The organism is Paenibacillus sp. FSL R10-2782 (genome assembly GCF_038592985.1).
Taxonomy (GTDB): Bacteria; Bacillota; Bacilli; order Paenibacillales; family Paenibacillaceae; genus Paenibacillus; species Paenibacillus terrae_C.
Map to the genome: position 1 here is coordinate 306,452 of NZ_CP151951.1, position 19,788 is coordinate 326,239.

Here is a 19,788-nt window from a genome sequence, read left to right on the forward strand (position 1 = left end):
AAAGCGCCTAGTGCGCTTTTTTTCTTTTCCATTCCCAAAAATTAACTCTAATGCATTTCCGCTTGGATCGGGAAATTTTATAGGTAAAACATTAGAGGAGAGTCGGCTAGAATGAACTTGTAAGCGTTTCACTTATAGATAGAAGGGAGGAGAGACATCCACCATGATTACTAGAGAACAGATTTATCTGGATGAGAAGCTGGAGACAAAATCGGCTGTATTTGAATTTATTGCCCAAGAGGCTGAGAAGCTGGGTGTCACCGTCCATAGAGAGCAGCTGGTGCAGGATTTGTGGGAAAGGGAGAAGGTATATTCGACGGGCCTTCAGGATCAGTTTGCCATACCTCATACGCAGAGCGAAGCAGTCACAAGACCAGCAGTTTTGGTTATCCGATTACAAGATAGTATTGATTGGGCATCTCATGACGGTAAGCCTGTCCAATATATTTTCAGTATTTTGGTGCCCAAAGGCTCCGTGGATGTATCCCATTTGCAAATTATTTCCTCACTCGCAACCTTGCTATTGGAGGATTCCTTCAAGGAAGCGGTAGCGAGCGCCAAGAGTGGCGACGATGTGTATCATTTGCTCGAACAATATACAGAAGGGTTGGTGTCATAAAATGAAAATTGTAGGCGTTACATCGTGTATAGCAGGTTTGGCTCATACCCCCATGGCGGCAAAAGCACTGGAAAAAGCAGCAGCCCAGCTCGGTCACAACATTAAAGTGGAGCAGCAGGGTGCGCTAGGCCAGGTGAACAAGCTTACGGAGGAAGAGATTGCAGCAGCAGACTTTGTACTGATTGCCTCGGACCAGACGGTGAAGGATGCGGAGCGTTTTGAGGATAAACGAATCGTTCGTGTCAAAATCGGTCATGCGGTCAATAATGCGGAAGCGGTTCTCACCAAAGCGGTGGAAGCCATCTCGGCTCAAAAATAAGGCTAAGGCAGAGGAACAGCAACATGTAGTAAAAAAGAAAAGCAGCAGCGTGGCTGCCTTGAATGACAACCGAGTAGCCTTTGGACAACAGTAGTATTCAAGATAGGAGAGAACATGATGAAAAAATGGCTGAGTGAAGCTAAAAAGCATCTGATGACAGGCATATCCTACCTTTTGCCAGTTATTATTGCAGGTTCCCTGATTGTTGCAGTATGTAAGATTATTGGGCTGACGATGGGTGTCACCGACTTTGGTCCCTATGCAGATAAAAGCGGCTTTCTTCATATTTTATACTTGATCGAAAATGTAGGCTGGCGCGGAATCGGGCTGCTGAACATGGTGCTGGCCGGATATATCGCCTACTCGATTGCCGACAAGCCTGCGCTTGCCGCGGGGTTGATCGGTGGCGTACTGGCACAGGAAACGAACGCCGGTTTTCTGGGTGCTCTCGTTGCCGGGTTCTTTGCCGGATACCTCACCTTATGGGTGAAAAACAAAGTGAAAATCACTGGACCGGCCGCAGGTTCTGTTCCACTGATTATTTTACCGCTCATTACCGTAGGCTTAACAGGCATTCTTATGTCTGTCATTCTGGGTGGACCGCTCAGTGCCATTAACGAAGGACTTGTGAACTGGATCAAGCATATGAGTGAAAGCGGAACCAGTACCCTGGTGCTTGCCCTGATTTTGGGCGCCATGATCGGGTTCGACCTTGGCGGTCCTGTCAATAAAGCGGCCTGGATGGCGGGAAATGCATTATTCCTGTCAGGTGTGTATTTGCCTAATATTTTCGTAAACATTGCCATCTGTATTCCACCATTGGGCTATGGACTTGCCACTCTGATTCTGAAACGTCGTTTTTCCAAAACGTATCGGGAAGCTGGAAAAGGCTCGGTCATCATGGGCATTATCGGAATCACCGAAGGGGCTATTCCCTTTACATTGCGCAACCCTGCCAAGCTGATTCCGTTGAACATGATTGCCTGTGCGGCAGGTGCTGCATTGACAGCCTTGCTGGGCGCACACGTCATCATGCCTCCAATCGGCGGCTTGTATGGCGCGGTATCTGTAGGTGCTCCGTTTGCTTATCTGGCTGGAGGGATTGTGGGGGCTTTAATCATTGTAGCGGGAACCCTGCTCGTCAACTTCCGTGAGGAAGAAAAGCAACAGACTGATACGAAGGAAGCGTCCGTCAAGAAAAATGGAGAAGACATCGAACTGGTATTTGACTAAATTTTTCCTAAACTTCACTAGATAAGTTGAATTCAAAAAATGCACATTAAAACGAAGTAGACGGAATGGTGCTGTACAAGCGAAGCGGTGGCGATGGGAAGCATCATCCGACTGAGCAGTGACACAATATGAAACTTTTAAGTTCAGCTTATATAAATAGAAGATAGACAACATGGAGGGAGATAGAGATATGAACCGTACGAAAGTGCATGTCATTCCACATACTCACTGGGATCGGGAGTGGTATTTTACCACTTCCAGATCCAAAGTTTACTTGGTAAAGCATGTGAAAGAAGTGCTGGATGCGTTAGAAAATGTGGCCGACTTCAAATATTACCTGCTGGATGCCCAAGGATCCCTGTTGGATGATTACATCAAATGGTGTCCCGAAGACGAGGAACGCATTCGCAGCCTTGTAACGGACAAGCGACTAATGACCGGGCCGTGGTATACGCAGACGGATCAGCTAGTCATTTCCGGTGAATCCATGGTTCGCAATCTGTATTATGGCATGGAGACAGCGCAGAAATATGGTCACGCGATGAAGGTCGGTTATGTGCCGGATGCTTTCGGTCAGTCGGCGCAGATGCCGCAGATTTATCAGGAGTTCGGCATTCGCCATTTTCTGTTCTGGCGCGGTGTATCAGACAATACGAACCCGAAAACTGAATTTTTGTGGAAGGGCTCGGATGGGAGTCAGGTATTTGCGGTTCAAATACCGTTCGGGTACTACTATGGCGGTAATATTCCGGAGGAACCCGGAGAACTTGAAGCATATCTGGACAGCCAAATCGGTGCGCTGGAGGAAAAAGCGTCCACTCGTCATGTTTATTTTCCAAACGGCTTCGACCAAGCGCCTGTACGCCTGAATCTGCCGGAGCTGATCCGCAAGTTCAATGAGCTTGACCCGGAACGAGAATATGTGATGAATGAGCCGGAGCGTTTCCTTGAAGAAATTGAAAAGGACAGCAGCGATCTTCCTGTGCTGGAGGGAGAGCTTATGGAAGCAAAGCATATGCGTATCCATAAGTCGATCTTTTCTACGCGAGCTGACCTCAAGCAGCAAAATAACTATATTGAAAATTTAATTGTAAATACGCTGGAGCCAGTCCTGTCAATCAGTCATGCGCTGGGACATGAATATCCGCATCATATCGTGAAGGATATCTGGAAGCTGATGTTTGAAAATGCTGCCCATGACAGCATCGGTGGCTGCAACAGTGACACGACGAACCGGGATGTGGCTTTTCGCTACAAACAGGCGCGCGATATCGCGGAAAATCTGTTGGAGCTGCATAAACGCATGATTGCTTCAAAGATTAAGCAGGAGGAAACTTTTGCCTTCACCATCTTTAACACATTGCCTTATCCGCGTAAGGGCGTTACAGAGATTGATGCTTATTTACCGGAAGGAAGCTTTGTCATTCGGGATACGAACGGACAGCAGCTTGCGTATACGATTACCGAAAAAGTGGAACAGACAGACTATGTGCTGGGTCAGCATATTTACCTGAATCCGAGCAAAAAGGTGTATCTGCCTGAACGTGTATTCCGTGCGAAGCTGCTGGTAGAGCTTCAGGAAGTACCTGCTATGGGATATACGCAGATTGTATTTGATTTCAGTTCGGCCGGGGATGCCACGGCAGAACGCAGTAACGGAAACCGTATTGAAAACGAATTTTATAGTGTAGCTGTTCAGGAGAACGGGGCATTGAGCATTACGGATAAAATCTCGGGACGTGTGTACGCGGATCAGATGGTGTTTGAGGAAAACGGGGATGACGGTGATTCCTACAACTATTCTCCGCCGGAACGTGACCTTACCATTTCTTCGCTCGGTGCTGATGTGGAGACGGTGACATCCAAAGGTCCGGTAGCCGAGGAATTGTCCCTTCGATTGAAGCTAAAGGTTCCGTATGACTTAAACGAACGCACCGCTGCCGTAACCTCTGCGGAATTGCCGTTACAGGCATTGGTCTCCTTGCGTAAAGGTGAGCGCCTGATTCGTTTCTCGGTAGATGTGGACAATCGCGTGCTGAGTCACCGTCTGCGGGTGCTTTTTGACACCGGAATTGCCTCCAGGCTTTCTATTGCGGATCAACCGTTCGGGGTCATTGCGCGTCCGACAACGCTGGAAGAAGTAGAGGTGTGGGAACGTGAGCAGTGGACGGAAAAACCGATCACAATTGAGGCTCTGCAAAGCTATGCTGCGCTGAACGATGGTTCCCGTGGAATAGCGGTACTGACCGGAGGAGTACGAGAATATGAGGTCATTGGCAAAGAACATGATACAATAGCGCTGACGTTATTCCGTACTTTCGGGTTTATGGGCAAGGAAAATCTGTTGTACCGCCCGGGTCGCGCTTCGGGAGAAAAGATCGTAGAAACGCCGGATGCGCAGCTCATTGGCGAGCTTTCATTCACTTTTGCCCTGCATGTGCACGAGTCCGGTTTTGATGAAGCCAATATAGCTAAAGCGGCCAAGGAATATTTAACGCCATTGACCAGCTACCAGCTGTCTGACTTCCTGAATGGTCGTTTGATTTTCGCCTTCCGTGACGAAGAAAGAATATTCGAGCAAAGCTACAGCCTGCTATCCTTTGGCGAGGATTCAAATGTGATCCTGAGTGCCTTCAAGAAAGCAGAGCATAATGATGGATATATTGTGCGTGTATTTAATCCTTATTTGGAGAAGAATGCAGTCGGACGCATCGCATTCGGTGTATCGGCTCACTATGAGCTGGCTTCGCTGGATGAGCGCTCCAAGGAAGAAGCGTTGGCCTCGTCCGATGCCGAAGGCGCACCATTGCCAGAGTTGGGGCATTGCAAGCTGTTAACGGTACTGGTTACGCCTGAATCGAAGTAACACGGAAACAAAACATGGTTTATCGGAAAGGAGGTCTTGAAGCTACATGAATTTTCCCTACAAACGCTTGAAAAAGCTGTACCAGCTCGTCAGTGGAAACGATCAGGGCTGGTCTTGGACCACTAAAGCACTGTCTGAGCGGCTGGAGGTCACAGAGCGGACGATCCGCGATGATCTCAAAAAGCTGGGCGGTATTCTGAATGAATATGGAGCGCGTCTGGAATCCAAGAGGGGTAGCGGCTATACAATCATGGTCGTTGATCCCGAAAGATACCGTTTTTTCGCTGAGGAAGGTCAGGAAGAAACGGAGGGAAGCGGGCGGCTGCCGGGAGCACCGGAAGAGCGCATACGGTATGAGCTGTTCAAGCTGCTGAATGCGGGAGAATACGTGAAGATGGAAGACCTCGCCGACGAGCTGTATATTAGCCGGGCGACCATGAATAACGATTTTAAAATCATTCGGCGGATTCTGGATGATTATGCTCTCACCCTGCGCACCAAGCCGGGATATGGGGTGAAGGTGGTTGGGGAAGAGAAAAGTATCCGTTACTGTCTCGCTGAGTATGCCGATGTACGCGATGAAGAAGGACAACGCAGCGGTATGCCTTTGGAACAGCAACAGCTATTTCAGGGGCAGGATTTACCACGAATCCGTGCAATTATTTTGAAGCATCTGCGACCCAATGGCATCAAGATGGCGGATTTGGCGTTGAAGGACCTGATCACCCATCTGGCGGTTATGGTACTGCGAGTGAAGGAAGGACATGGATTGGAGCGCTTTGAAAAGGTGGCAGGCGGTCAGCGGGATATTGAACTGGCTACTACCATTCTGAGTGAGATGGAAGAGGCTTTTGGCATCACCTGCCCTTTAGGAGAGCTGGATTATGTCCTGCTGCATATCGTCAGCAAAAAGATGGCCGAAACCGAGTGGGAGCGTCTCCAGTCTGACCGACTCTTCCTGGCTGTGCGCGAGATGCTGACATTTGTCTACGAGCGCTTCACCTATGATTTGCGTGACGATGAACGGCTGTCCCGGGATTTGTTTGTGCATCTGAAACCGATGCTGACCCGGCTGGAGCATGGCATGAACATGCGTAATCCGTTGCTTGGACATATCCGCAAATATTACCCGCTTGCTTATGAAATCACGGTTGGTGCGGTAAAAGAACTGCAAAAATCGTTCCCGTATGACATCAACGATAACGAAATCGGATATTTGGCGCTTCATATCGGAGCTGCATTGGAACGCAAATACAATATTCCCCATCGGCGTCGTAAAACTGTGTTGCTGGTGTGTGGCTCCGGCTACGGAACCGCCCGGATTTTGGAATCCAGATTGCGTTCGCTGTTCGCCGAGCTGGATGTATCCCGAGTGGTTTCACTTCGGGAATACGAGGAAATGCCTACTGTCGACGAGGATTTGATCGTATCGACCATCCACTTGCAGCAGCGTAAGGATAAACCGTCGGCGGTGATCAGCCCGATTCCTTCGGAACGGGATATGGAGACGATCACACGGATGGTGCGTGCCAGCGATGAGGAGCAGGAAATTTCGCTGCTGCGGTATTTTGACGAGGACTTGTTTATGACCCGAACCGATCAGCCGAAAAAGGATGCTCTGATTGAAGAAATGAGCGGTATTTTGAGGCAAAAAGGAGTTGTGACTGACAAGTTCCTGCCAGCAGTCATGGAGAGGGAGAAGCTGGGATCTACGGCTCTGGATCGAGGTATGGCGATTCCCCATCCTTTGGAGCTTAGCTCTAACCGGACGGTCGTAAGCGTGTGTTTGCTGGAAAAGCCGATTCAATGGGATGCCAACCATGAGGTCCATGTTGTATTCCTGCTTTCGATCTGTAAAGAGGATTACGAGCAGGCGATGGGGATTTACGATCTGTTCGTAGAACTGATCCGTCAGGAAGAAACGCTAGAACGGTTAAAGCATTGCCATTCCTTTGATGCCTTCATGCTAATCGCCCGTCAGGTGCTTTCAGTCAAGAGCAATGATCTTCATTGAGGGCTGACCATTTCATCCTACTCTCATATGAAACGAAAAAAGAGACCATAGGGTCTCTTTTTAGCATGTGGCACAGTAGGTTTGTTTTGCCCGAGCGTCGGGAATCGAACAATCCATAATAGGTGGTCCTATATAGGGCTGCCTTTTTTCGATGTAAATGAACGATTGTGCTTTATTATTAGTCTTAATAGATGAGACCACAACAAGGGAGGTGCACGTATATGACTGACAGAGAGCTGTTTGAACTATATAAGGAACAGATATATTATTTTTGTTATTATCTGATGCAAAATCAAGCAGATGCAGAAGATGTTTGCCAGGAAGTGTTTGTCAAAGCACTCTTGGCCGATAGGTCCAAAGTACAAGATCTCAAATCGTGGATTTTACGAATTGCTTCCAATGAGTGCAACAATGTACTTAGAAGGCGGAAAATTGGGCTGATGAAGGAAATACGAACTTTTTTATTGTCACGTCCTCATTCATTTAATCCGGTGGAAGAGAGTTTATATCATCGAGAAACGAAGACAGAGCTACACAAGCTATATAACAAGCTTCCAGATAAAATTCGAATGGTCGTAGTCCTTCGTTATGTAAACGAATTGACTGTGCCGGAGATCTCTAGAGTTATAAATATACCCGAAGGAACAGCTAAATCCAGATTAAATCGGGGGCTTAAACTGCTAAAAAAAATGATGGTATCCCAAGTAAAGGAGATGAGTAGCAGTGAGTCGATATTATGAAAAAGAACAGCACATTCCTCAACCTGAATATGATGCAATGTGGGTAAATATAGAACAGGAAGCAACCAAACGAAAAGCAGCTTTGCAACAGTCACAGGAAGCACCTATGCATCGAGCAAAAATTGTTCCTGCGAGTATCGTATTCTCATGTTTTCTGCTCGTTGCCATCCCTGTATTCGCTGGTGTGGCTATCAATTGGGATAGAATAGGCGGACGTAATGTAACCATTGCGCTAAATAATGGTATTGGCCAGCGGTATGATCTAAAAGCATCCAGTGCAGGCATTACGATGAATTTGAATGGTGTTGTAACGGATGGCGAAAAAATGAAAATGCTGATCTCTTTGGATCCAGGAACCGATCCAACCAGTTATATTGGGTTTGCTATAGAGAAAACTATGGTAACTAGCAATTCTGATACCAAGGAACGAGCACACGGATATTTAAATTACGATCCTAAAAGCCAGAAACTCCTCGGCATTTATGAAACGGTTGATACTTTAAAGGATCGTAAAAAAGATTACACACTTGAGGCACAGAATCTAATTTTTTATCGTAACCAGGATATTCCCTTAAAGACGGATCATCAGGCCGGGGATACCCTCGTTACCGGGAGCAAGCAGTATCCTAACATTTATATAGAATCCGTTCGACAAACCAACAACAAGACTGTTGTCCGCTTTAGAGTTGCTGCGGCTCCATCCGATTTAGGACGTGGGAACCCGCATTTGGTAATGAAAGTGGGCGACAAAGAGATAGACGCAATCCCAACCATTCTACCTAGCGACAGCCCAGACTTGCATATTGAGCAGGTATTCAACATGACTGCACAGGATTGGAAAAAGGCAAACCTTCATTTTCGTTACATTGAGGAAGCAAAACGAATTGAAGGTACTTGGAAGTTCGAATTTGAAGCGGATGGAAAAAAAGCAAGTGAAGCGATTTATTCCAAGAAGCTGCATACCAGCGCCGAATTCCAAGAAAATACAGGCACTACCTTAGACCAACTGATTGTTACCCCCTTGGATATTGAAATTCTAGTAACAGAGCGTGATTCCCTTAAAAAAGGAAATGTTCATTATAAAACTGCTCAGCTGGTTATAGGGGATAAAAAAATTAGCGGAGGATGGAATATTAAAGGAGCTGGTCCTGAAAATTATCAACACTTATATCAATTTGAATCTCCAGAGTGGTATAAGGACTGGTCTGATGTTCCAATGAAACTTATATTGAAAGATGCTGTCATCGAGAAACGTGATACGTCCAAGAATTGGATCACTCTTCATAAACCTAAAGAAGAAAAACAGTTCGCTGAGCTTAATACGGACGGTTATCAAATTGATTTCACATACTATACAGAGGGAAAAGATTTGATTGTCGAATCGAAATCCGGTTCCCCTGGCTTCAAAGGCGTCAACCAAACAACGATGCGAATTAACGGTAAAGAAGTAGTGCCTGAGATCATTGCGAAGGGTATGGTATCCACAGGAGTTAATGTTGACCGTTACAAAGATATTGAATTAGACGGAAAATTGGAACTAAATCCTGGCATCTACAAGTACAGCGATCCTAGACGTGATATTGAAGTTATTTTGAAATAGATATGGCCCTTCCAGCTTTAGCTTCTCATGAGGGAAGCAGTGGAAGGGCTTTTGTTATATCTACTTGTCTATACGGTGAACGTGCTTATTTACACCCGTTGCACGGTAAACTCAAACTCCAGCTTCTGATCGGCTGGTATTTGGTATTCCTCGTGTACGGGAGCGCCCCAGCTATCGTCGCCGCCGACACCCATTTGCTTGCCAGCCACCGTGACGACGGTGTAGTAGACGTTGGGCAGCTCATACTGATGGTATGCGCTTTCCAGCTCAAACGCTGTGTATGGTGAAATATTGCATTCCACAGGCGCGGTTGCAGGTGCAGTAATGCGAATACCTCGCTGAGAATCGTCGGTAATATCGACACGACGTACGCCTGTACGATTACCGGATTCCTGTGGCACGGCATAACCGGATACGTTGTCCGCTGCTTCGTTGTGGAATACGCCGAGTCTTGCACCGAAGGCCCGGTCGATATAGTTTTCATCCGGTCCCATGGCGTACCAGTCCAGATGGCGGTAGTCTGCCGGAACCTTGAACGAGAGCGCGAAGATCGGCAAGTTAGGCAACCCCGAGACGCCTTCATAAGTGGATTTCACTTTCAGGCTGCCGTCGGCAAAGACGGTATACGCCACTGCCACCTGTACGTCTGCATGAATGCTTAGTGTATAGCGAAATGTAACCGTTACGTGATCAGTTTGCTCTTCCCTGACTTCAATTCCCACGCATTTGCGTGTCAGACTTGCAGCAAACCAACCGCCTGCTTCAAACCCAAGCGCTACACCTCTGTCATTGTCCGTGGTTGCACGCCAGAACAATGGGGCAGGAGGAATGGCGATCATCTCGCGTCCAGCGTAGCGCAGCGAAGTCAGGCTGCCTGCTCCTTTGGAGAACATGATACTAAAATCCGCACCGTGAACGCCGATGTTTACATCGCCATGCACAACTCGAATGCTGCCAGCAGGAACAGTCTGTGGACGTGTATCCTCCACGATGAAAATATGCTGTCCAAAGGCTACTTCATATCCAGCCTCCGCCCAGAGCGTAGCTTCTTTCAAGACCAGAGACGTGTGAATGACGTATTCACCAGGCGCGTTTACTCCAACCGTGTCCGCCAGCGTCAACGGAATATGAGCTTCTGTCTGTGCCGCTACATCCACATGAATTACGTTCCGTGCGATTTCGTGGCCTTCATGAAGCAGGCTGTATACCAGCTCGTAGTCATCTGTTCCCTCGAACAGATTTTCATTGCGAATCGTCACACCGCCCCGATCCGGGATCAGCTTCAGATTTTGGTACAGGAATTTGACCTCCTGCATCTTCGGTGAAACCTTCCGGTCCGCATAGACGATCCCATCCGTACAGAAGCCATAGTCTGTGGCCCGGTCGTCAAAGTCGCCGCCGATCGCGAGGTACTCGCGTCCATAGCGATCTTTTTTCATAACCGCCTGATCAATGTAATCCCAAATAAAGCCGCCCTGATACAGCTCGTATTTGTTCTCCAGCTCTGTATATTTGTGCATACCGCCTACGGAATTACCCATCGCATGCATGTATTCACAACTGATATACGGTTTTTGCGGATTGTCGTTCAAATACTGCTCGATATCTGCGGGCTTGGCGTACATCCGGCTCTCCATATCGCTGGTATCATCGTACGTGCGGTTGTGGAATACGCCTTCGTAGTGCACCAGTCGGCTCGGGTCGGTGGCTCGGAAATAGTTGGCTACATTGCGCAGCACTTCACCCGCATAGGACTCATTACCGCAGGACCAGATCAGAATGGACGCATGGTTTTTGTCCCGCTCCAGCATGGAAATGGCGCGATCCATCACGATATCCTGCCACTCTGGAAGATTGGCTGGAATATTCCAAGAAGGCTCGACTGCGCCAAGCTTTTGCCAGGAGCCGTGTGTTTCCAGGTTCATTTCGTCGATCACATACACCCCGTACTCATCACACAGCTCATACCACAGGGTCTGATTCGGATAGTGAGAGGTGCGAACCGCGTTCATATTGTTTTGCTTGAGCGTGCGAATATCCCATAGCATATCTTCACGAGAAATCGCACGTCCAGTACGAGCGTTGAATTCATGGCGGTTCACGCCTTTGAAGACGATCCGCTTGCCGTTCAGATGCATCACCTTGTTGATCAGCTCAAATTTGCGGAAGCCGATCTTCTGCGGAATGACCTCCACCAGTGTCCCGTCCGGCTCGTGAATTTGGATGAACAACGTGTACAGGTAGGGCTTTTCGGCACTCCAGCGCTGGACTTGATCCAGTGTTGCTGACAGCGAAGCCTTGCCATCTGTAAAATCTGCCTTCAAAGAAGCTACAATCTGGCCCGCAGCATCTTTGATATCGACGGCTGCATAGGCTGCTACTGCTTTTTCCAAGGTCAGCTCCAGCTCCAGAAGGCCCTTCGTATACGAGGCGTCCAGACCGGCCTTGGCATGCAGGTCACGTACGTGAACAGATGGGATGGTGTACAGATATACGTCTCTGAAGATACCGGAAAAACGCCAGAAATCCTGATCCTCCAGCCATGCCCCTGTACTTCTCTGATATACCTCAACCGCCAGCTTGTTTTCGCCTGCTTGCAGGAACGGTGTCAATTCAAAATCAGACGGTGTAAAGCTGTCCTCACTGTACCCGACAAATTGCCCGTTCAACCACACATAGAAAGCCGACTCGACGCCCTGAAAAGAAATGAACACAGGCTGACCGTCAGAAGCCATATGTTCCGGCAAAACAAAGCTTTTGATATAGCTCCCGACCGGGTTGTGATCTTCGGGAATATGGGGCGGGCGAACGTCCGAATGTCCGTCCCACGGGTACATCGTATTCACGTACTGCATTTGGCCGAAGCCTTGCGTCTGAATATGACCCGGTACCTGAATGTCGCTCCAGCCGCCGTATTCAAAATCAGGGGCATGGAACTCAACCGGACGGCTGGATGGATTCGTAGCATAGTTGAACTTCCAGCTACCGTTCAGGCTATGACGCCAAGCCATATCGGCATAACGCTCCGCTTCCTGAAGTGTAGCGTAATATTTATGATCGGAATAGGCTGGCAGCCGATGTACTGCAAACTTGGTTACGTTGGTTAGCCAATCCAGGCTAGGGGTGTGGATGGTCAAGGCGAACACTCCTTATTGTTAAATTAAAATGAAAGGATTTCACAACAGCGAATCCGTTATTTTACCGAGCCTACCATACCCGCTACAAAATGCTTCTGCATCAGGAAAAATACCAGTGCAGTCGGCAACGTGGACAGGACGATAGCAATCATAATCACACCATAATCTGGTGCATAGCCAGAGCCGAGGTTCGAAATCAACAACGGAATCGTTTGATTTTCAGGCGTTTGCAGCACGATCAGAGGCCAGAGATAGTTATTCCAACTCGACATGAACGTGATGATCGCGGCAGCGGCATAGGTTGTTTTCATCGTAGGCATATACACCCGGAAGAACAGACCCAGCTCGGACAATCCGTCCATACGACCAGCTTCCAGCAAGTCCTTCGGAAACATCTTGGTGCTTTGACGGAAAAAGAAGATCAGAAACGCCGTAGTCACCGTCGGAATGACGACAGACGAAAGTGTATCAATACCGATCCAAGGCAGTGTATTGGAGATACTGCCGAACATCCGATAGAGCGGGATCATGATCGCCGCAAAAGGAATCATCATAGACATCAGCAGGATATTGAATACAACGTCCTTGGCTTTACTTCTGTAAATTTCAAAGCCATAGCCTGCCAGTGATGCAATCAGCATCGCCAGCAGTGTCGTGGAAATCGAGATTTTCGCTGAATTACTCAGCGCGGTAACGATATCCACTTTTTCCAGTAGATTGTGCATATTATCCATCAGATGAGAGCCAGGCAGGAGTCTGCCCTTCGTCACATCAACCGACAAGTTGGTGGCGCTGGACAGCATCCACAGGAACGGAAAAATCGAAACGAACGATATAATGATCAGAAAGGCATACGTAAATAATCTTTTCGTTTTCATCATTTTTTCTCACCTGCCACTTTGAACTGGATGATCGCCAAGATAATGATCATAATGACGATGGAGTAGGATACGGTCGCCGCATAACCAAAGTCGGATGAATACTTGAAGGACAGGTTGTAGATATATTGCGAAATAGAAGATGTCGCGTTCCCCGGCCCACCCTTGGTAATATTCATGATTTCATCAAAGAGCTGGAGTGTACCAATCGTCGATGTAATCGAGGTGAACAGGATAATCGGCTTAAGCAGTGGAACGGTAATGCTGAAAAACTGTCGAATAGGGGAAGCACCGTCAATACGGGCCGCTTCATAGATGGAGCTGTCAATATTCTGGAGACCGGACAAGTAAAAGATCATATTGTAGCCAGTCCAGCGCCATGTGATCGCAATAATAATCGTAACCTTGGCCCAGAAAGGATCTGTAATCCATTGGATCGGCGTGCCAATCACATGCAGATTCAGCAATAAGGAGTTTACCAGACCGTCAGCCGAGAACAAATACTTGAACACAACGGAATAGGCGACCAGCGATGTAATACAAGGCAAGAAGATGGCTGTGCGGAAAAAGCCCTTGAATTTAAGATTTTTATCATTGAGCAATACCGAAATGAACAGAGCCAGAATCACCATTAATGGCACCTGGAAAATCAAATAGATAAACGTGTTCTTCACGGCGGTTATAAACATGCTATCTGTGAACAGACGCTTGTAGTTATCAATGCCGTTGAAGGTCAGATTAGACCCTGTACCTGTCTTGAAGGACAAGATAAGCGCCTGAATCATCGGGTAGAAATAAAAGGCTGCAATCATGATCACTGCGATGGAAATGAACAACCATCCTGTCATACCTGCCTTAAAACGTGATGTCGTCATTTTGGGTGCGGCTGTCTTCATAACCATATCAACTCCCTATGCAGCATTAAAACCTTGAACTCGCAAGCCCAAGGTTTTAAGTGCTTATCGTTTTATTGTTTAGCCTTGGCTAGATGGACCGTCTTATTTAAGCTGTGCTTCTGCTTGTCCTTGAGCATCTTTCAGAACTGTGTCTACATCTTTGCCGTTCAGGTAGTTTTGAATTTCAACGGTCATGATGTCCTCAATGGCATAAGTGTGCATACCATAATTGACTTTTGGAACTTGTTTGGTCCATTCTGCGAATTTCTTGTAGACTTTGTCGCCACCGAAGTACGGATCTGACTCGTCATAAGCTTTACCGCTGGAAGCTGCGTTTAATGAACCGACAATTCCAATTTTGCTCAGCATATCTTGATATAGCTCTTGATCTGAACCGAATGTTTCTTTCAGGAAATCAGCAGCGGTATCTTGACCTTCTGTATTCAGCACATACCAGGAGCTGCCGCCGAGGCTGGAAGCATTCACGGATTCAGGTACATTTTTCAATTTAGGGAAAGGAACAACCGCCCATTTACCCGATTGTGAAGCTTCTGCTTTGATTGAAGGCGTAATCCAGTTACCTGTAGGAACGGAAGCAACTGCACCGCTATTGAAGGCTGCCAGGAATTGACTCCAGTCGGCATTCATTTTAACAATGTTCGCATCGAACAAGGATTTGTACGTCAAGAGCGCTTCTTTCAGAGCTGCATTACCTGCCAGGTTTGGTGTTTTACCGTCTTCTTTCAGGTACCATGAACCTGCGGATTGGATCATACCACGGATCAGACCGAGGTCGTTCGGATCTTGAGTCAGCATATCTTTACCTGTTTTTTGTTTTACGGCTTTACCAATTTCAATGAATTTGTCCCAATCAATGTTGGTCAGGTCAGCTACTTTGTAGCCAGCTTGTTCCAAATAATCTGTTCTTACATACAGACCCATAACACCGGAGTCGAATGGAACACCGTATTGCTTGCCGTTGTAGCTGGTCGGTCCGATTTTATAATCCGCGAAGTCCGATGCTTTGATCGAGCTGCTCATATCATGGAAGGAATCAGGATAGGCTTGCAGGAAATTTTGTGCCCGGTAATCCTCGATTAGAACCACGTTAGGTAATCCTTTGGTAGAACCGGAGTTAAGACCGGCATTCATTTTTTGCACGATATCATTTTGAGCATATTCAACAATGTTTACGTTTACATCAGGATGTTTGGCAACGTAGCGATCCTTTGCCAGCTTTAGGGCTGCGATATTGAAGTTCGGGTCCCAAGCCCAGACGGTGATTTCTTTCTTACCGGAATCTGTGGTAGTAGCTGCTTTCTCAGAATTGCTGGAACACGCAGATAGCAAGATTAAGCTTGCGATCAACAAAAGAAAAGACATTTTTTTCATTTCGTTCAACCCCTACTCTTTTTTTATAATCATTTAAAACTTATTGAAAGCGGTTACCTTGTTTATGAATCTAGTTTATCATCCTTGCTTTGCTGGCAGTTAGGAATATCTTTATACGGATTTGTCTTATTATTATGATTTATCAAAAAAGGTATCGCTTACATTTGTACTTTTTTTGGAATTAGGTATTTTTTATAGACTGAGTTAAAGTTGTACACGAAGCGCCACTGCGCGGTCGGATGGTGCTTCCCATCGTGACCGCTACGCTTGTACAGCACCATTCCGCCCACTCCGTTCTTGTTCCATCTTCTTTGTCTTTAGTCCAGCCTATATTTTTATTAGATAGGAGGGGCGGGTTTTACGATCAATGGCAGTGTCATTTTCACTTTGGTGCCTTCGCCTTTTTTGCTGGAGATGGTCACGCCATACTCTTCTCCATAAAGAAGGGTAATGCGGTTGTGTACATTCTGGATGCCGATGCCAGTGAACAGTTGGCGCTTGCTTTTAGGATTGGGCAGTCCGTCCTTTGCCGTATGCCCGTCCAAATCCATACCGTCTCCGTCATCGGCCACCTCACAGATTAATGTATCGTCCGTTTTGGACACCAGTATATAGATATGACCCGCAGTCTTCTCATTAAATGCATGGAAAAACGAGTTTTCGATAAAAGGCTGAATAATCAGCTTCGGCACATGGTACTCCAGACAATCCGGTGACACAAAATAATTCACCTGTACCCGCTGCCCGTAGCGCACATGGTTAATGAACACATAATTTTGCATGTTGGCCATTTCCTGCTCGATGGTGATCGTTTCGCTCACATTGCTGATTGTATTTTGCAGTAGGGAAATGAGCGCATTGATTGTCTCAGCGGCGGTTTCCTTGTTTCCTTTGAGCACCAGCATTTTAATCGAAGCCAGTGTATTGTACAGAAAATGTGGATTGATCTGTCGTTGCAGTGCAGCCAGCTCTGCATTCCGTTGTTCTTTTTGCGTCTCCAGCAGCTTGCGAATATAGTCATTCAGTTCATCCAGCATGTAATTGTAAGCATGACTCAACTGCCTGACCTCATAGCTGCCCGTTACCGGGAGATAGTTATCAAAATTTTTCTCGCGGACAGTCGACATTTGCTTGACCAGCCGAGTCAAAGAACGAATTAAACGCCGGGAAATCAGAAAAACGATCAACAAAGCAATCAGCACGATGCCAATGCAGATCAATACAACCGATTTAACGTCAATAATTTGTCCGATTGCGGTGTGCCTGTCAATCATGTTAACCAGGTAAAAATCATACGAAGGAATGTAGTTGGAAAGGAGGATACTTTCCTTGTTCATCACGTTCGCATTAATGTAATTTAGCCCTTGCTCATTGATTTTTGTGGCATAGCCCAGCAGCTCACGGGAGTGCTGCCCGATCAAGTCCTGACGGTTGCTCGACACAATGAGTCCCGATTTGTCCAAAATAAGTACATCATTGCCGTTGCTTGTGAAGTTGTTATAGAAGCGGCGGAATTCGGGCTCGCGAATGGCAATGTAGATCATGCCATACAACGTACCGCTAGTTCGCTCCATGAATGCTCTGGAGGCGATAATATAGGGTGTGGGTTTCTGTCCAGTATTATTCATTTGCTGACGAAGTAAATCAGTATCCAGTTGATACATAAGTCGTGTCGGCTGTGCCGAGCTTCGTGCTGTAATCAAATTGTTCCTGAGCTCCTCCGCAGTGACCGGCCAGTAGGACGAGTCGGAATAGAAGCTTCGGCCGTTCATGCCCGTTATGGCGACACTGACATCATAGGCGTCGACATTTGATTTAATCTGCTTCATCTGCTGTGCCATACCGAAGTAGATGCGTGCCGAGTTAATGGAATCGGATTGGCCGCCTGTCAGATAGTTTTTGACCGTCCCGTTTTCCGAGGCATGGGTTACGGCATTCACAATCGAGTCATTGAAGGACTCAAAGCTGGACTGAATTTGGCTGAGTACCTTGGCATTCGTAATACTGAATGTCTCGGCAAAGAGTCGTTCAGACATTCGAATCGTCACCAAAGAGGTCAGCAAGGACACCGCGGTGATGCTGACCACCATAACGACAAATATTTTAAAGAACAGACCTTGATATTTGATTTTATGCATATACCTTTTCATAATATTCAATCTCTTTTCTGCTGGCAGATATGCGTTTGCTCTCTAATGGAGATGCTCCCGGCGGTATTGACTGGGGGAGTAACCCGTCACCTTTTTGAACACTTTGGTAAAATAGCTGGGATCCGAATAGCCGACGATGCTGCTAATATCCGAAATGGACATCGTATCCGACCGCAGCAGCTTTGCAGCCTTTTCAACCCGAATTTTGTTCAAATACTCACTGAAGCCCTCTGTATGATGCGCTGTAAAATAGCTCGACAAGTAGGAGGGATTAAAATGAAAATATTGACCGAGTGTCGTCAAATTGAGCGTCTCAGCGTGGTGCTCCTCGATATATTCCAGCAGCTTCTTCATGCTCGCACTGCTTCCTTGCTGGGTTTTAGCCAGAATCTGCATGTTCGCTTCCTCTAAAAATGTTTCCAGCAATCCCACGGCTTCATGTACATGAGGTGCATTATTTATGGCCTTGAAATAGGAGTATTTCGCCGCATCCAGTTCTTTCATATCATACCCCTGATTCCCAAGCAAAATCGTAATGTTAAACACGATGTTTCCGAGAAGAGACTTGAATTCAAAAGCGGTGGAGGTATAGTTGCGGGACATAGCAGCTACATAGGATCTTAAGTCCTGAAAGGCCGTATCAAAATGCTCGCGCTTCATCTCTTCTGTGAACTGCTTTAAATTAAACGAGCTGTTTACCTGAACAGGCTCAGGAAGTTCGTCTTCCGTCAGCAGCGCAGTTCCCGGAAAGTAAAAGCGATAGCTCAGCAGCTTTGGCAGTTCATCCTGATAGGCCTCACTAATTTGTTTGAATTCATCAAACAGATGGCTGACCACCCAGCCTAACTGTGGATCGGCTTGCTTCGTCTCCTGTGCCACCTCCCTGACTGCGGCCATCCAGGAGTCTGACTCCTGTGGATTCAGATTGGCTAAAAAAACAGCCGCATGAGCATCGGACGGTAATAGTCGAAGTACGATTTGTTCACAGGCGGATGTCACTCGATCCGTAAGCCTGGAGAATAGGTCCGAGGCAAGGTGGGAGTGGCCTTTCCCCTGTGGTTCGGCCTGCTCCACACCTATGAGTGCAAAACGAGCATACGGAAAGTCCTGTTTCAGCAGCTCCATATCATAGTCGATGCTATAGCCGGAGATGAGCTTTTCTATCACATGATCCATCGTAATTCGATTATCCCCGGCATCTGTCTGGTACTGAATAGACGGAATTTTGAGGGCCGTTCTCTGGAGCACTTGCAGTAGCTCATCCGTGTCCAGCTTGGGCTTCAAAATATAGTCAGCAACACCTTGCTGGAAGGTGGATCGCACGTAATTAAACTCGCCGTAGCTACTGAGCACAATGACCTCGATATCAGGATAGCTCTGTCTGACAATGCGCGTCAGTTCCTCCCCATCCATGATAGGCATCACGATATCCGTAATGACAATATGCGGGTGCAAAGTTTCAATCAGCTCTAACGCTTCTTTTCCATTAGAAGCCTCGCCTACAATGCGAAATCCATACTGTTCCCAAGATAAATGATGCTTGATCCCTTGCCGTACCAATATCTCATCATCTACAATCAAAATATTGCATAGCTCTTTCATGGCAGCACTCTCCGTAATTATACCTATTCGAGGATTTTGTAAAATCCTGATTCAAAAAAGACCTCCACAAGCGGATGTCACATCATCTGAGGCACATAGTTGATAACGCTTCCAAATTAGCTCAAATATAAAGTATTTAATCTTTACATGCTAACATAAACTACAGGTGTAATCCAAAGATATCTCAAATTAAGCCTTTCTTTTCATATCGGTTGCCTGGCCATTGAATATTATATGGAGAATAAGCCGTATATATGGAAAAAAGAAACGGAAAAGCAGGTTTGCTTTTCCGTTTCTTTCTATTAATAGGCTCAATCTATCCGTTGCTCATGCATCGTCCAT

At 46.8% G+C, this 19,788-nt stretch carries 13 protein-coding genes; 7 read left to right on the forward strand and 6 right to left on the reverse strand.

What is annotated here, in order from left to right; all coding sequences use genetic code 11:
* The first annotated feature begins 163 nt into the window (after nt 1-163).
* From NST83_RS01375 to NST83_RS01405, 7 genes are all read left to right on the forward strand, one after another.
* The gene (locus NST83_RS01375; protein ID WP_342416301.1) at nt 164-619 is read left to right on the forward strand and encodes a PTS sugar transporter subunit IIA; all 456 of its coding nucleotides are present in this window, start codon (nt 164-166) and stop codon (nt 617-619) included.
* Nucleotide 620: 1 nt separating this feature from the next.
* Entirely contained in the window at nt 621-938 is a 318-nt protein-coding gene (locus NST83_RS01380; RefSeq protein WP_137061234.1) for a fructose PTS transporter subunit IIB, read from the forward strand.
* Between the two features lie 117 nt (nt 939-1,055).
* Nucleotides 1,056-2,171, forward strand: a complete 1,116-nt coding sequence (locus NST83_RS01385) for a PTS fructose transporter subunit IIC (RefSeq protein ID WP_342417849.1) — start codon at nt 1,056-1,058, stop codon at nt 2,169-2,171.
* Nucleotides 2,172-2,361: 190 nt separating this feature from the next.
* Nucleotides 2,362-5,037 carry a mannosylglycerate hydrolase gene (gene mngB / locus NST83_RS01390; protein WP_342416302.1) on the forward strand — a complete coding sequence of 892 codons (2,676 nt, stop codon included), beginning with the start codon at nt 2,362-2,364 and terminating at the stop codon, nt 5,035-5,037.
* A gap of 46 nt (nt 5,038-5,083) precedes the next feature.
* Complete coding sequence (locus NST83_RS01395) at nt 5,084-7,051, forward strand: BglG family transcription antiterminator (RefSeq protein WP_342416303.1); 1,968 nt, start codon at nt 5,084-5,086, stop codon at nt 7,049-7,051.
* Nucleotides 7,052-7,272: 221 nt separating this feature from the next.
* Nucleotides 7,273-7,791 (forward strand): RNA polymerase sigma factor, encoded by a 519-nt coding sequence (locus tag NST83_RS01400; RefSeq protein WP_137061238.1) that lies wholly within the window; start codon nt 7,273-7,275, stop codon nt 7,789-7,791.
* Nucleotides 7,775-9,391, forward strand: coding sequence for a DUF4179 domain-containing protein (locus NST83_RS01405; protein ID WP_342416304.1), 1,617 nt, complete (start codon nt 7,775-7,777; stop codon nt 9,389-9,391). The genes NST83_RS01400 and NST83_RS01405 overlap by 17 nt, the downstream gene beginning before the upstream one ends.
* A gap of 89 nt (nt 9,392-9,480) precedes the next feature.
* Here NST83_RS01405 and NST83_RS01410 read toward each other — a convergent pair whose 3' ends face one another.
* From NST83_RS01410 to NST83_RS01435, 6 genes are all read right to left on the reverse strand, one after another.
* Complete coding sequence (locus tag NST83_RS01410) at nt 9,481-12,528, reverse strand: glycoside hydrolase family 2 TIM barrel-domain containing protein (protein ID WP_342416305.1); 3,048 nt, start codon at nt 12,526-12,528, stop codon at nt 9,481-9,483.
* 56 nt (nt 12,529-12,584) lie between these two features.
* Nucleotides 12,585-13,409, reverse strand: a complete 825-nt coding sequence (locus tag NST83_RS01415) for a carbohydrate ABC transporter permease (protein ID WP_342416306.1) — start codon at nt 13,407-13,409, stop codon at nt 12,585-12,587.
* Nucleotides 13,406-14,302 carry a sugar ABC transporter permease gene (locus tag NST83_RS01420; protein ID WP_137061242.1) on the reverse strand — a complete coding sequence of 299 codons (897 nt, stop codon included), beginning with the start codon at nt 14,300-14,302 and terminating at the stop codon, nt 13,406-13,408. The genes NST83_RS01415 and NST83_RS01420 overlap by 4 nt, the downstream gene beginning before the upstream one ends.
* 102 nt (nt 14,303-14,404) lie before the next feature.
* A complete protein-coding gene (locus NST83_RS01425; protein ID WP_137061243.1) occupies nt 14,405-15,694 on the reverse strand; it encodes an extracellular solute-binding protein in 1,290 nt (429 codons plus the stop codon).
* 338 nt (nt 15,695-16,032) lie between these two features.
* The gene (locus tag NST83_RS01430) at nt 16,033-17,844 is read right to left on the reverse strand and encodes a sensor histidine kinase (RefSeq protein ID WP_342416307.1); all 1,812 of its coding nucleotides are present in this window, start codon (nt 17,842-17,844) and stop codon (nt 16,033-16,035) included.
* 42 nt (nt 17,845-17,886) lie between these two features.
* Nucleotides 17,887-19,446, reverse strand: coding sequence for a response regulator transcription factor (locus NST83_RS01435; RefSeq protein WP_137061244.1), 1,560 nt, complete (start codon nt 19,444-19,446; stop codon nt 17,887-17,889).
* Nucleotides 19,447-19,788 lie beyond the last annotated feature (342 nt).